Annotated in this window: 10 protein-coding genes; all 10 read left to right on the top strand. The window is 63.3% G+C overall.

Annotated elements, in window-relative coordinates:
* The first annotated feature begins 193 nt into the window (after positions 1 to 193).
* The 10 genes from IPV69_RS08975 to IPV69_RS08930 all read left to right on the top strand — a co-directional run bounded on the left by IPV69_RS08975 (position 194) and on the right by IPV69_RS08930 (position 13,202).
* On the top strand, positions 194 to 2,347 hold the full coding sequence (locus IPV69_RS08975; RefSeq protein ID WP_206294755.1) for a hypothetical protein: 2,154 nt from the start codon (positions 194 to 196) through the stop codon (positions 2,345 to 2,347).
* A gap of 347 nt (positions 2,348 to 2,694) precedes the next feature.
* Positions 2,695 to 3,702, top strand: coding sequence for an extracellular solute-binding protein (locus IPV69_RS08970; protein ID WP_206294754.1), 1,008 nt, complete (start codon positions 2,695 to 2,697; stop codon positions 3,700 to 3,702).
* A 110-nt stretch (positions 3,703 to 3,812) separates the two neighbouring features.
* Positions 3,813 to 5,705, top strand: a complete 1,893-nt coding sequence (locus tag IPV69_RS08965; protein WP_206294753.1) for an ABC transporter permease family protein — start codon at positions 3,813 to 3,815, stop codon at positions 5,703 to 5,705.
* Between the two features lie 226 nt (positions 5,706 to 5,931).
* A complete protein-coding gene (locus IPV69_RS08960) occupies positions 5,932 to 6,846 on the top strand; it encodes an NHL repeat-containing protein (protein WP_206294752.1) in 915 nt (304 codons plus the stop codon).
* 31 nt (positions 6,847 to 6,877) lie between these two features.
* The gene (locus tag IPV69_RS08955) at positions 6,878 to 7,273 is read left to right on the top strand and encodes a GxxExxY protein (RefSeq protein ID WP_206294750.1); all 396 of its coding nucleotides are present in this window, start codon (positions 6,878 to 6,880) and stop codon (positions 7,271 to 7,273) included.
* Between the two features lie 66 nt (positions 7,274 to 7,339).
* Positions 7,340 to 10,630 carry a vWA domain-containing protein gene (locus IPV69_RS08950; protein WP_206294749.1) on the top strand — a complete coding sequence of 1,097 codons (3,291 nt, stop codon included), beginning with the start codon at positions 7,340 to 7,342 and terminating at the stop codon, positions 10,628 to 10,630.
* Positions 10,631 to 10,688: 58 nt separating this feature from the next.
* Positions 10,689 to 11,105, top strand: a complete 417-nt coding sequence (locus tag IPV69_RS08945; RefSeq protein WP_206294748.1) for a GxxExxY protein — start codon at positions 10,689 to 10,691, stop codon at positions 11,103 to 11,105.
* Positions 11,106 to 11,199: 94 nt separating this feature from the next.
* Entirely contained in the window at positions 11,200 to 12,243 is a 1,044-nt protein-coding gene (locus IPV69_RS08940) for an AAA family ATPase (RefSeq protein WP_206294747.1), read from the top strand.
* 17 nt (positions 12,244 to 12,260) lie between these two features.
* Complete coding sequence (locus IPV69_RS08935; RefSeq protein ID WP_206294746.1) at positions 12,261 to 12,968, top strand: phytanoyl-CoA dioxygenase family protein; 708 nt, start codon at positions 12,261 to 12,263, stop codon at positions 12,966 to 12,968.
* 9 nt (positions 12,969 to 12,977) lie between these two features.
* A complete protein-coding gene (locus tag IPV69_RS08930; protein WP_206294744.1) occupies positions 12,978 to 13,202 on the top strand; it encodes a hypothetical protein in 225 nt (74 codons plus the stop codon).
* The last annotated feature ends 74 nt before the right edge of the window (positions 13,203 to 13,276 follow it).

The raw sequence follows: 13,276 nt of genomic DNA, 5'->3' as shown, positions 1-13,276 counted from the left end.
CAAGCCGTAACGCATTCTGAAGATGCGTCACGGCTTGTGCGTTGATGGGGGGATTCGGAAACATCTGCCGGTCCGGCGCATCTAACTGTCGTCGGGGCCATTTGACCTGACGTCGTCTCCGCCGGTCTGCTAGAATCGCCGGCAGGACGTAACAGGGGCCCTGACGGTGGGGCGTTTTGCAGGGAGTATTCACATGAGCCGACTTGACCGACACGTTAACGTCATCCGCACCAAGCTGTTTTTGGAATCGCTGCTCGGCGCCCTTGCCTGGTCTCTGCTGGCGGTGGGTACGGTTGTTCTTGTCGCGGTCGTCGTCGACCGGCTTGTGTACAACTGGATGCCGATCATCGGCCGGCCGGATATCTGGTTTTGGTCGATGCTGGGTGTCGCGGTCGCCGTGCCAGTGGGATGGGCGTTTTACCGCCGACCGACGGCGAAGCAGGCGGCGGTATTCATTGACCAGGGGCTGGGGCTTCACGAAAAGTTCAGCACGGCGCTTTACGTCCGCCAGAGCGACGACCCGTTCGCCGCCGCTGCCGTTCGCGATGCCGAGGTGACCGCCGACAATGTGAGCCTGCACAAGCGGTTCCCCGTTCGCCAGCCGAAGCACGGCATCGCCACGATCACCGTCGCGTTGGTGGCGGCGGCGTGCGTGACCTGGCTTTGGAGCAATCCGGTATTCGTCCGCGCGGCCGAGAAACCCGCCAAGCCGCAGGTCGCCGTTCTGACGCCCGAAGCGAAAGACGCTCAGAGGTTGTTGAAGGACGCGATCAAGGCGATCGACTCGGCTCCGCCGGAACTGGCCAAGTCGGAGAAGATCCAGGCGGCGCGGCTCGAGATGGCGCAGCAACTGGCGACGCCGAACAAGTCGGCCGAGCAGCAGAAGCGGACGGCGCTCTCGACCATGCAGGAGCTCGACGAGCTGAAGCAGAAGATCAAGGATCAGCAGAAGTTCGCCGCCAAGCAGGAACAGTTTTCGCGGATGCAGAAGATCAACAGCGTGCAGCTCAGCGACAACAGCCTGATGTCGGGACTGAAGGATGCGCTGGCCAAGGGCGATGTCGCCGACGCCGCGAAAGAGGTGGAGAACGTCACCAAGAAGTTCGACCAACTCAAGCAGGAAGACAAAAAGAAAGCCGCCGACGACATGCAGAAGCTGGCGCAGAACCTGCAGCAACAGGCCCAGCAGCCGCAGCAGCAGATGCAGCAGCTGGCCAACCAGCTGCAGCAGATGGGCGCAAACCAGCAGCAGGTCCAGCAGATGGCCCAGACCATGCAGCAGGCGGCCAACGGCAATCCGCAGGCGCAGCAGCAGGTCCAGCAGATGGCGAACCAGATCGCCCAGCAGATCAACAACAACCCGAACCTGACGCCGCAGCAGCAGAAGGCGATGACCAACCAGGTGAACCAGATCGCCCAGCAGATGCAGGGCGCGGCGAACAACCAGCAGCAGGCGCAGCAGATGGCCAACGCCGCCCAGCAACTCGCCCAGGCGATGCAGCAGCAGGCGCAGGGTGCCGGTCAGCAGCAGCAGGCCGCGAATCAAGGACAACAGGGCCAGCAGGGACAACAAGGTCAGCAGGGCCAGCAGCAACAGGGCCAGCAAGGCCAGCAGGGGCAGCAGGCCAACTCCGGCCAACAGCAGGGGCAGGGCACGCAACAAGGTCAACAGCAGGGTGGCCAGCAAGGCCAGGCGGGGCAGCAGGCCGGCCAGCAACAGGCCCAGGCCGGACAGGGCGCTCAGCAGGGACAGAACGGAAATCAGCAGGGCCAGCAACCGGGTCAGGGCCAGCAGCAGGGACAGGGTCAGCAGCAAGGCCAAGGCGGTCAGCAGCAGAGTGTTGCCGATGCCGGCCAGCAGTTGGCCGAACAGCTACAGCAGCAGGCGGGTGATCAGGGCGGTGGTCAGCAGCCCGGTCAGGGGCAGGACACCGCCGACGGCACTCAGCCCGGCGATCAGGGTCAGGGCGCCCAGGCGCAAGGCGGCCAGCAGGCCGGACCCGGCGGGCTGGGCGAGTTTCAACCAGGCGACCCGCAGCAGGGCCAGGGCAACGGTGCCGGTGGCCCCGGCCAGGCCATGGGCGGCCGTCCGAAAGGCACCGCAGCGCCCTTCACTGTCAAACCCGAGCAGTCCCCCACCAAGACCGATGACAAGGGAGAACTGATCGCGAGCCAGTTCATCAAGGCCGTTAACGAGAAGGGCAAGAGCAACGCCAAGGCGCAGCAGGTCATCGAAACGGCCGAGAAGGAATCGGCCGACGAAGTGGAGCAGGACCGCATTTCGCGACAAGGTGCGAGCATTGTGAAGAAGTACTTCGACGACTTGAAGAACGACGCGAAGAAGTAAGGTTGAGGTGAGTGTCGACCTTCGACCTTCAAACGAATTCTAAACCCCGCGGAGCATGCTTCGCGGGGTTTTCGCTTGGTTCACGGTGTGATCGACGCACCGATGGATTGAGGGTCCACATCGAGACCTTTTAGCGCCATCCCCGAAGGGGTGGGTTCTCGCGCCGGTCGCGCCGAGCCCACCCCTTCGGGGATGGCGCTAAAAAGAGGAACGAATCGAATGCGGGACGCTTCGTACTTAGTCGGGAACGTGGAATCGAATCTCGTTCCCATGTCGCGGTTCATCGGGGTAAACTTTACGTAATGACAGAAGCGCATCATCCATTGCGAATCATATTGAACGCAGTCATGACGTCCGCCGCTGTCATTGCGCTGCTCAGTGCTTTTGTCCTTGCGACGGGGTGCAAGCAGGAGCCTGCCACATCTGTGACCCCGGAAGTCGTTGTCTATACCAGCGTCGATCAACAGATCGCCGATCCGCTCCTGCGTGATTTCGAAAGCCGGACGGGGATCAAGATTCGCATCCTCACCGACACCGAAGCCACCAAGTCCGCCGGGCTGGCCGCCCGGCTTCTCGCCGAAAAGGCGAACCCGCAGGCCGACGTGTTCTGGGGGAACGAGGTCTTCCATACGATCAACCTGGCCCGAAACGGCGTGCTGACGGCTTACGAATCGCCGGAGGCGGCGGCGATTCCCGCGCAGTACAAAGACGCCGCACACCTCTGGGCAGGCACATGCCTGCGGGCGCGTGTGATCGCGGTCGCCGACGGCGGCTCGACTCCCGCGGTCGCCGGTATCGAGGATCTCAAAAACCCTGCGCTCAAGGATCGCATCTGCCTGGCCCGCCCGACGGCCGGCACCACCGGCGGGCAGGTGTCGGCGATCTACGCTCTCTGGGGTAACGACAAGGCCGACGCTTTCTTCCGCGCCCTGCATGCCAACGGGGCGAAGATGCTCGGCGGGAATGCCGTCGTCGCCGAGCAGGTCGGCCAGGGGCAGATGCTCGCGGGCCTGACCGACAACGACGACATCGCCGCCGCCGAACGGGCGGGAGGGAAGGTCAAGGGCGTCCTTCCCGATCAGGGCGAAGCGGGAATCGGCACGCTGACGATCCCATGCACCGTCGGTCTTGTCGCCGGTCGGCCGGGGTCGGACCGGGCGAAGAAGCTCGTCGATCACCTGCTGGGCGACGCAGTGGAGGCAAAGCTGATCGAAGCGAAGTTCGGCCAGTACAGCGTTCGGGCCAGCGGCGCGCAGGCCGTGAAGACCATAGACGTTCCGTATGCCCGGATCGCCGACAACATGGCATGGGCACCCACGCGGGCGGCTGCGATTCTTGAAGGGCGAACGCCGTGAGCAAAGTGGCATGGTGGACGGCCCATGGCAGGCCCGACGCTCGCGTGATTCGAAGAAACACGGCCGAGACGGCCGTGCCACGACGCTTCACCGCCGTGTAACATTCCACCGTGACCCGCCGCCTGCGACTTCCGTCCGTTCTGCCGCTGCTGGCGGGTCTGCTGCTGGGCGTTTCGTCGGCCGTGCCGTTGGGTTGGCTGCTCTGGCAGATCGCCACCGAGCCGTCGACTCTGCAGCTTCTCCACCCCAGTGCTATTCGCTGGGACATCCTGGCCCGGACGTGCGGCTACAGCGCGGCCGCCGCGGTGGTCGCCACCCTGCTGGCGCTGCCGGCGGGACTGCTCATCGGCCGGCGGCGATCTAAGCTCGCCGGCCTTGCCGCTTTTCTGCTCCCGCTCACGCTTCTGCTGCCATCGCTCATGTACGCCTATGGCTGGGCGCAGTTTTTCCGCCTGATGACCGAGCCGATGGGACGGTGGCTCGCCGCGATCGACGTGAGCCGACCCTGGCTGGCCGGGCTCGGCGTTTCGCTCGTAGGGCAGGGTGCGGACGCTCGAATGTACCTGACCAACGCCGGCCCGGCGGACGTGGCGCGGTGCATCTGGTCACTGGCGACCTGGCTCTGGCCGATCCCGGCTGCCGCGATCGCCTGGGCCCTGGGCCGCGCCGACCCAGCGGTCCGGCAGCAGGCGCAGCTCGACGGCGCAACCTGGCGCGTCGCACTGCGGCAGATCCTTCCGGCTGCGATGATCGGCATGCTCGCGGTCTGGGTGCTGGCGTCGCAGGAGTTCGCCGTCTACGAACCCACGGGCGTCAGCGTCGTGGCGACGGAAGTACGGATGGTTTTCGAGACCGGGTCGTTCTCATCGGGAAGCAATCCGATTACGGCGCCGATGGGCGGCGGGTTTTCGGCGATAAGCTCGGAAGCGCCGCCTCCGTCGCTCGCGGTTACGCAGACGCCAGTCGTCGCGATCGCCGACGGCCAGGATGTTCAGCAGCTCGCCGCCGCCGCTGCGGTTGCGACGGGAGTGCCTATGTTGCTGCTGACGGTGGTCGTCGGCGCGATCGTTGTGTTTGCCTGCCGACGATGGAGTGCGGAAGGAGACGAGATTCACGAGCAGGAGGCTTGGTCCGCCCCTGCTTCCATTCCCCGTTCTTCATTCTTCGTTCTTCATTCTTCATTCCGATCGCGATCCGACGTGACCTCCACCACCGGAGGAGGGGACAAGAGGCGTAACGGCGTTGGCTGGAATTTTCTCGCCGTCGCGGCCTTCGCTGTCATCGCCTTGACCGTCGGCATCCCAATTGTCTCGATGATCCTCCGCCATCAGCGATCATTTCACCCGGTGATGATCTGGCAGCAGTCCGGCGAACTGGTGGCGGGGTCGTTCCTGATTGCCGCATTGGCGGGGATGGCTGCGGTCGTGGTCGGCGTTGCAGCACTCGTGCGGAAGCCACGATGGATACTGCTTCTTGCGATCTCCAGTTTTCTGGTTGGTGGGCAACTGCTCGCGATCGCGCTCATACGGCTCTATAATCGCCCGCACCTGGGGTGGATTTACAACGCTCCGCCCGTCATGGTGATGGCCTACCTCGGGCGGTTCGGCTGGCTGGCGCTGCTGACAGCGGGGGCGACGTGGTCGCGGCCCTGGCGGTTGCTCCGGCAGCAGGCGCAGCTTGATGGTGCCTCGGCCGCGGGCATCGCGGCCCGGGTGGTGCTGCCTCTGGCTTGGCCGCTGATCCTGGGGGCCGGCGTGCTCGTACTGGTGCTGAGCCTGACCGAAGTCCCGGCGACGGTACTCGCCGCTCCGTTCCGACCGCCTCAGATCATTCCCATGTTGATGACCTGGGTACACACTCTCGAAAGCGACCCGATGATCGAGTCGTCGCTGCTGCTGGCGGCCGTCGCGATGGCGCTGTCGGCGGTGGGGGTTGTGCTGGTCAGGTTTGGAAGGCGGGTCGCGCAACCGCGACTGCTCGACATGGGGGGCATAGATGAGTGATCGAATGTCCATCCACGGGTGGCGGCCAAGTCCCCTCCTCCGGTACGCCGGGGGAGGGTTAGGGTGGGGGTTGTGTCGGTTGGTATTCCCTCGACAACTCATGAAGGCGACGCCCGCCGCTACAAGTGCTTTTCGAGAGATAGACAAAGCAACTCTAGCGCGCATGAACGCCGATCGGAGCAACCCCCACCCTAACCCTCCCCCGGAGTACCGGAGGAGGGGACCGGTGACGCACTCGCGATCCTCCATCCTCTACCTTCTGTCTTCGATTTTCTTCCTCCTCTCAGGCTGCGGCGACCCGGCCAAGCCGGACGCCGTCTGGATGTCCACGGGCACCGCGCCGGGGCAGGTCGTCTACCCGCGGGCCATCTGCTACAGCCGATCGGACGACACCTTTTTCATCGTCGACCGGGTCGCCCGCGTGCAGCACATCGACCGCGAAGGCAATCACCTCAACGGCTGGCAGATGCCCGACTGGCAGTACGGCAAACCGGTCGGCATTTCGGTCGGACCGGACGGGAACGTCTACGTCCCCGATACGCATTACCACCGCGTCATGGTCTATTCACCCAAAGGCCAACTGCTGCGGCAATGGGGATCGCTGGGAAAGGAGAAAGGGCAATTCATTTACCCGACGGATGTGGCGTTCGACGAGCAGGGCCGGATCTTTGTCAGCGAGTATGGCGAGCACGACCGCGTGCAGGTGTTTGATATCGTCGGGACGTACCTGTACGAGTTCGGCACGTTCGGCGAAGGCGACGGCCAGTTCAGCCGGCCGCAGTCAATGATCATCGACAAGGGTCTGCTCTACGTCAGCGATTCGTGCAATCACCGCATCGTGGTTTTTAAGACCGACGGCACGTTCGTTCGCAACCTGGGCGGCGTGGGCTCGGGCCTTGGCCAATTCCGATTCCCCTACGGCTTGGATCTGGACGCTGACGGCCACCTTGTCGTCTGCGAGTTTGGCAACAACCGCGTGCAGTTGCTGGACAAGAAGACGGGCAAGGGCATCAAAACCTGGGGCACCGCCGGCCGCGAGCCGGGCCAACTCGCCTACCCCTGGGGGGTGGCGGTCGACAAGAAAGGAAGGGTGGTCGCGGTCGACTCGGGGAACAACCGGCTTCAGGTGTTCGGATTCTGAGCCGCTGAAGATCGGGAGAGGAGAACCACAGATGCACAGAGATGAACACAGATTAAATCAGTTGACGGGCGCGATCATCGGCTGTGCGTTCAGGGTCGCAAACCGTGTGCGGTGCGGGTTCTTCGAGAAGGTCGATGAGAACGCACTCTGTGTCGAGTTGCGGAAAGCAGGCCTGAAATTCGAGCAACAGGCTCGATTCGCGATCATGTATGATGGTGTAGTCGTCGGGGAGTACGTTGCCGACTTGATCGTCGAGCATACGGTGCTTCTCGAGGTGAAAGCGGTCAAGACGTTGGACGAGATTCACATGGCGCAATGCATCAACTATCTTTCTGCAACCGGCTTGCCCGTCTGCCTTTTAATGAACTTCGTCAAGCCAGATCTCGAGTACAAACGCGTCAGAGGAAACGGGAGGCGCATCGAATGACATCTCTTATCTGTGTGCATCTGTGTGCATCTGTGGTTCTACGTTTTCTTCCCTGAGCGCCAGCCGATGCCCCTTCAACTCCAACATTTCTCTTGGTGGGTCGCTCTCCTGGCATTTGCCGGCGCGGGGGCGATTGTGGTGTTCTTGGGGCTCTGGTCGCTCGCCGGGCTGGGCCAGGCGCGCAAGTGGACCGCGATCGCCGTTCGGCTGATGGTGATCCTGCTGCTCATCCTGATCCTTGGCGGGGCCCGTTGGGAACGGAAGCATGACGACCTGGAAGTGATGGTCCTGAACGACTCTTCGGGGTCGGTCGACAACGTCGGCACCTATCCCGGCAAAGGGACCGATGTTGCCTCGGTGCAGCAGGCGCTGGACCGCTACTACCGGGCACTTGGGGTCGACGAGAACAAGAAGAAGAACGACCGCATCGGCCTGATCAGCTTCCGGCATTATGCCCGGGTCGATGCGATGCCCAACCAGGAGCTGCGGCTCGACAACCGCGGCACCTGGTCCGGAAAGCCCAACAGCGGCACGGACATCGCCGCCGCGATCCAGCTTGGCCTGGTGACGCTGTCGGCCGACGCCATGCACCGCCTGGTATTGGTGACCGACGGCAACGGCACCACCGGCGATCTCGACGCCGCCGTCGACGCGGCCAAGGCGCAGAACGTGCCGATCGACGTGATGCTGCTGAAGTACGACGTTCAGAACGACGTGCTGGTCGATCGGTTCTCGGCCCCGGAATGGAAGCGGGAGAATGAGCCGTTCGATCTGCGCGTGGCGCTGCGGTCAACCAACCCGATTCCCGTGAGCGGTACACTGCGGGTCAAGCACCTGATGTCCAACGGCGAAGCCGACCTGGACATGGACCCGACGACGCCTCAGATCGATGTCGGCAGAAGGGTGACGCTCAAGCCCGGCCTGAACGGCGAAAGCGTTCGCGTTCCGCCGCAAACGGCGGCCGGCGTGCATCGGTTTCGGGCGATCTTCACGCCGGACGATCCGGCAGCCACCGGCAGCGTGACGGCATCAGCGGGCGGGACAGCTTCCAAGGCGACCAACGACTCGGTCGGCAGCAACAACGCCGCCGAGGCCTTCACGTTCGTCCGCGGCAAGGGCGAGGTGCTGTTCGTCGACGGCAACGCTCGTCCGGGCCAGGCGGGGTCGAAATCCGACTTCCTGATTCGCGCCCTCAGCGAGAAGGGCCCGGGCAAGCCCGGCGAGGGCATCCAGTTCCGCAAGATCACCATCGATCAGTTCCCCAACTCGATCGTCGACCTGCAAAGCTATGACGCCGTCGTGCTCTACAACGTCCCCCGTGGCAACACCACCGAAAGCGGCTTCGCCAACGGCCTGGACGACACGCAGGACGCGATGCTCAAAAGCTACGTCCACGACATGGGCGGCGGACTGCTAATGATCGGCGGGACCGACACCTTCGGTGCCGGTGGCTGGACGGGCTCGGAGACCGAGAAGATTCTGCCGGTCGACATGGAAATCCCCGCCCAGCGCAATGTCGGCAAGGGCGCGCTGGTGCTGGTCATGCACTCCTGCGAAATGCCCAACGGCAACTACTGGGGCGAGCAGTGCGCCATCAAGGCGATCGAAACGCTCTCGACCCGCGATGAGATCGGCGTCATTAGCTACGACTGGGGCGGGCAGGCGAAGAACGGCGTCGGCGGTGCCCAATGGGATGTCCCCCTCCGCGAAGTGCAGAGCAAGGCGAACGTCATCGACGCCGTCAAACGCATGAAGCTCGGCGACATGCCCAGCTTCGACGATGCCTTGGAACTGGCCGTCAACGGCGCACAGGGCGGCAAGGGCCTGAAGGACTCCAAGGCGCGGCACAAGCACATCATTATCATCTCGGACGGCGATCCCGCCGCCCCGCAGCAGAAGCTGCTGGATCAGGCCAGACAGGCGAAGATCACGGTCAGCACGGTGACGGTCTTTCCGCACGTCCCCAACTCCCCGCCGCCGCCGGTCATGGTCGATCTGCCGCGCATCCTCGGCGGCAAGTCGTACGGGCCGATCGAAAGCAACGCCAACCAGCTTCCGCAGATCTTCATCAAGGAAGCGCAGATCGTGAAACGCAGCCTGATCCAGGAACCAGAAGGCGGCGTCCCGCTGAGCTTCAAAGATCCGTCGGACGACCTCATCAAATCGATCGGTCAGTTCCCGAACCTCGGCGGCATGGTCCTGACCAGCCGCAAGAACGACCCCAAGGTGCAGATGCCGCTGGCGACCGGGCCGATGAAGGACCCCATCCTGGCTTACTGGCAGTCGGGCCTCGGCAAGTCGGCTGTTTGGACGAGCGATGCCCACGATATCTGGGCCAGCGGCTGGGTCGGCACGCCGGGCTTTGCCACGCTGTTCGCCCAGACCATCCGCAAGATCCAGCGCCCGCCGATGAGCGGCGACTTTGATATCAAGACCAACATCGTCGGCGACAAGGGTGAGATCATCGTCGAGGCGATGGACAAGGACGCCGGCTACCAGAACTTCCTGAACCTGACGGCGAACATCGTCGGCGGCGAAAACATCGATAAGCCGCAGCAGGTGCGGCTGGTCCAGATCGCCCCCGGCACCTACCGGGCCGAGTTCAATGCGTCGGAAGCCGGGGCCTATGTGGCGGCGATCAACTACCGCGGCCGGGGCAACGAAGGGGGCATGCTGCTGACCGGCACCGTCAAGAACGGCACGCCCGAAGACCGGGCCCTGCGCAGCGACGAGGCGACGCTTCGCCGCATTGCCGAGCGCACCGGCGGCCGCGTGCTGACGCCTTTCGACCCGACGACCGCGACGGTCTTCACCCGCGACGGCGTCTTCCCCGGCAAGAGCCTCAAGCCGATCTGGGACTGGCTGTTGCCCTGGCTGCTGGCGCTGATCATCCTCGACGTCGCCGTTCGGCGGATTGCGTGGGATATGGATTCGCTGAAGAAGATGGCCGCCGCCACCGGCGACCGGGTGCGATCGTTCACCACCACCCGGCAGGTCGAGGCCAAGCCAACGCTGGATGCACTGCGGAAGGTGCGCGAAGACGTCGCCGAGACCCGCTTCAAGCCCGGCGAGCAGCCGGCAACGCCCGCGAGAACCCCCGGCGCACCGCCCCCAGTTCCCACGACGGCCGGCGGCAAACCCGATCCCAAGGCCAAGTTCGTCGCCAGCAAGGCGGTGGAAGGGGATATCACGTCGGTCGTCGGCGGCGCGACGAATAAGCCAATCCCCTCAGCCCCCAAGAAGGTAGAACCCAAAGGCGGCACCGCACCCCCCGGCGGCCACCTCGGCGGCCTGATGGCGGCAAAAAAGCGGGCCCAACAGCAGATCAAGGACAAGGAGCAGGGAGAGCACAAGTAGCCGGTACTTCGAAGCTTTCTTCGAGTCATTACTCAACACGAAGGCACAAAGGCACGAAGTGCACGAAGAAGAGGAAGATATGGGATTTGTCGGATCACTTGAGGCTGAGATTGAAGCCGTTGCCCGTGCCATCGTCGACTCGGCATTCAAAGTCCATTCGAAATACGGTCCAGGGTTGCTTGAAGGTATCTACGAAGAGTGTCTTGCGATGGAGTTGGCTAAACGGGGGCATGAAGTCCTCAGGCAGAAGCGAGTGCCTCTGTTCTATGATGGGGTCGAATTGTCGACCCCCCTACGTCTCGACCTTTTGATCGACGATGCCGTCGTCGTTGAGGTCAAGGCCGTCGACAAGTTGATTCCAATTCACCGTGCCCAATGCCTGACGTACCTGAAGCTGACCGGCAAACGCCTTTGTCTCATGATCAACTTCAACGTTGAGCTTATTCGTGACGGCATTGAGCGCATTATTCATTAGCCTGACTTCTTCTTTGTGTGTTTTGTGCCTTTGTGCCTTCGTGTTGAAATCGAACGTCAGTCCGTGTCAGAGCTACTGTTAAAAGAGAACAACCATGGCAGATACCGCAGTCCCCGGCGTCGATCCTCAGATTCATGCCCTTTGCGAGGCCTTCCGCGCCGATTACCGCGCGGTGCAGGCCGAGATCGGCAAGGCGATCGTCGGTCATCATGAGATCGTTGATGGCGTGCTGACCTGCCTCTTCGTCGGCGGCCACGCGCTGCTCGAAGGCGTGCCGGGACTGGGCAAGACGGCCCTCATTCGCGCGCTGGCTTCGGCGCTGAACCTTAAGTTCAGCCGAATCCAGTTCACGCCCGACCTGATGCCGGCCGACGTCATCGGCACCAACGTCATCATGGAGAACGAGCACGGCCACAAGGGCTTCCAGTTCATGCACGGCCCGATCTTCTCGCAGATCGTCCTCGCCGACGAAATCAACCGTGCCACGCCCAAGACCCAGTCGGCGTTGCTCGAAGCAATGCAGGAAAAGCAGGTCACCGCCGGCGGCGAGGTCCGAAAGCTCGAAGAGCCGTTCTTCGTGATGGCGACACAAAACCCGCTCGAGCAGGAAGGCACCTACCCGCTGCCCGAAGCCCAGCTCGACCGGTTCTTCTATAAGCTCAGCGTCCAGTACAGCGGCCGGGAAGAACTGCGCGAGATCCTCAACCGCACGACGACGGGTCATAAGGTCGAGATCCGCCCGGTGCTCGATGGAGAGAAGATCATTCGGCATCAGCAGCTGGTGAAGCGGGTCGTCATCGCACCCCACGTGCAGGATTACGCCATCCGTTGCGTGCTCGCAACGCACCCGCAAGGCGTCTACGCGACGCCGATGGTGAATCAGTTCCTGCGCGTCGGCGCAAGCCCCCGCGCCGCCCAGGCGATCACCCTGGCCGCCAAGGTCCGGGCACTGCTCGACAACCGCTTCCATGTCAGCTTCCGCGACATCAAGGAAGTGGTCGTCCCGGCGATGCGCCACCGCGTCATCCTCAACTTCGAAGGCGAAGCCGAAGGCATGACGACCGACATGGTGCTGGAGAAGGTCATCACCGATACGCCACAGACGATCGAGAGCGAGTTGGTGGCGGGGAAGGCATAGGGGGTTGGACGGACGGGATGGGCACCCGCATGGAGATGCTTGACCTTGAAGGTTACGAGCTGGTGCCGCGGGTGATTCCGCCGACGGCCGTGGCATCGCTTTGTTCAGCGGTTTCCGCTTTGGTCGGGGCCGAGGGCATCCGACAGCGCAATGACCGGGTTTACGCGATTCGCAATCTCCTGAGTATCTGCCGGGAAGTTCGGCAGTTCGCCGACAGTGCTGAAGTGCGATCCCTCGTTGAGTCGGCGATCGGCGGCAAGGCTTTGCCTGTACGGGCGATCCTGTTCGACAAGACCCCCGAATCGAACTGGAAGGTGCCCTGGCATCAGGACCTTTCGATTGCGGTACGCGAGCGAATGGATGTTCCCGGTTTCGGACCCTGGTCGGTCAAGGCCGGTGTGGTCCATGTGCAGCCGCCGGTTCGACTGCTCGAATCGATGCTGACGCTTCGTTTACACCTGGATGATTGCCAGGCATCGAACGGTCCGCTGCGGGTTTTGCCCGGCTCGCATCGGCACGGGACGCTCTCGCCGGAGCAGATTGAGGACTGGCGATCGCGTGTGATGCCCGTATCGTGCGTGCTGCCGGCCGGCGGGGCGGTACTGATGCGGCCGCTCATCCTGCACGCGTCGTCACCGGCGACGGAGCCTGGGCATCGCCGGGTGGTCCACATTGAGTGGTCGTCCGAAGATTTGCCCCATGGCCTTCAATGGCACCAGGGCTGAGGAGACTGAATGCAACTTCCCATGATCGGAACCTGGAAAGTGACCGTGAACGGCGCTCGGCCGTTCACAATCCATGGCGACCAGTATTTCGAAGTGCACATGACACACGTCGAGGATCGGAGCGACCACCTCGTCCGCGTTCCGGTCCACGCCGTGAAGTCGCCGCTCGAACCTGGCAAGCTCGCGACAGTCACCTTCCTGATGGGTCAGGTGACCGAGGTGATCGCCGGCTGATCCCGCGCCCGAGGAGCGGTCGCACCGAAGGTGCACCTGCGGTGCTACTGCTATTCAGGGCGGCCGGGTGAATA

The sequence above is a fragment of the Humisphaera borealis genome (genome assembly GCF_015169395.1).
Lineage (GTDB): Bacteria > Planctomycetota > Phycisphaerae > Tepidisphaerales > Tepidisphaeraceae > Humisphaera > Humisphaera borealis.
This window is presented reverse-complemented; position numbering and strand designations above follow the sequence as displayed.

What these genes read in the sequence shown, in the direction of transcription:
- IPV69_RS08975 (WP_206294755.1), top strand. Translation starts at nt 194, where the DNA reads ATGAGCCGACTTGACCGACACGTTAACGTCATCCGCACCAAGCTGTTT.
- IPV69_RS08970 (WP_206294754.1), top strand. Translation starts at nt 2,695, where the DNA reads ATGACGTCCGCCGCTGTCATTGCGCTGCTCAGTGCTTTTGTCCTTGCG.
- IPV69_RS08955 (WP_206294750.1), top strand. Translation starts at nt 6,878, where the DNA reads ATGCACAGAGATGAACACAGATTAAATCAGTTGACGGGCGCGATCATC.
- IPV69_RS08950 (WP_206294749.1), top strand. Translation starts at nt 7,340, where the DNA reads ATGCCCCTTCAACTCCAACATTTCTCTTGGTGGGTCGCTCTCCTGGCA.
- IPV69_RS08940 (WP_206294747.1), top strand. Translation starts at nt 11,200, where the DNA reads ATGGCAGATACCGCAGTCCCCGGCGTCGATCCTCAGATTCATGCCCTT.
- IPV69_RS08935 (WP_206294746.1), top strand. Translation starts at nt 12,261, where the DNA reads ATGGGCACCCGCATGGAGATGCTTGACCTTGAAGGTTACGAGCTGGTG.
- IPV69_RS08930 (WP_206294744.1), top strand. Translation starts at nt 12,978, where the DNA reads ATGCAACTTCCCATGATCGGAACCTGGAAAGTGACCGTGAACGGCGCT.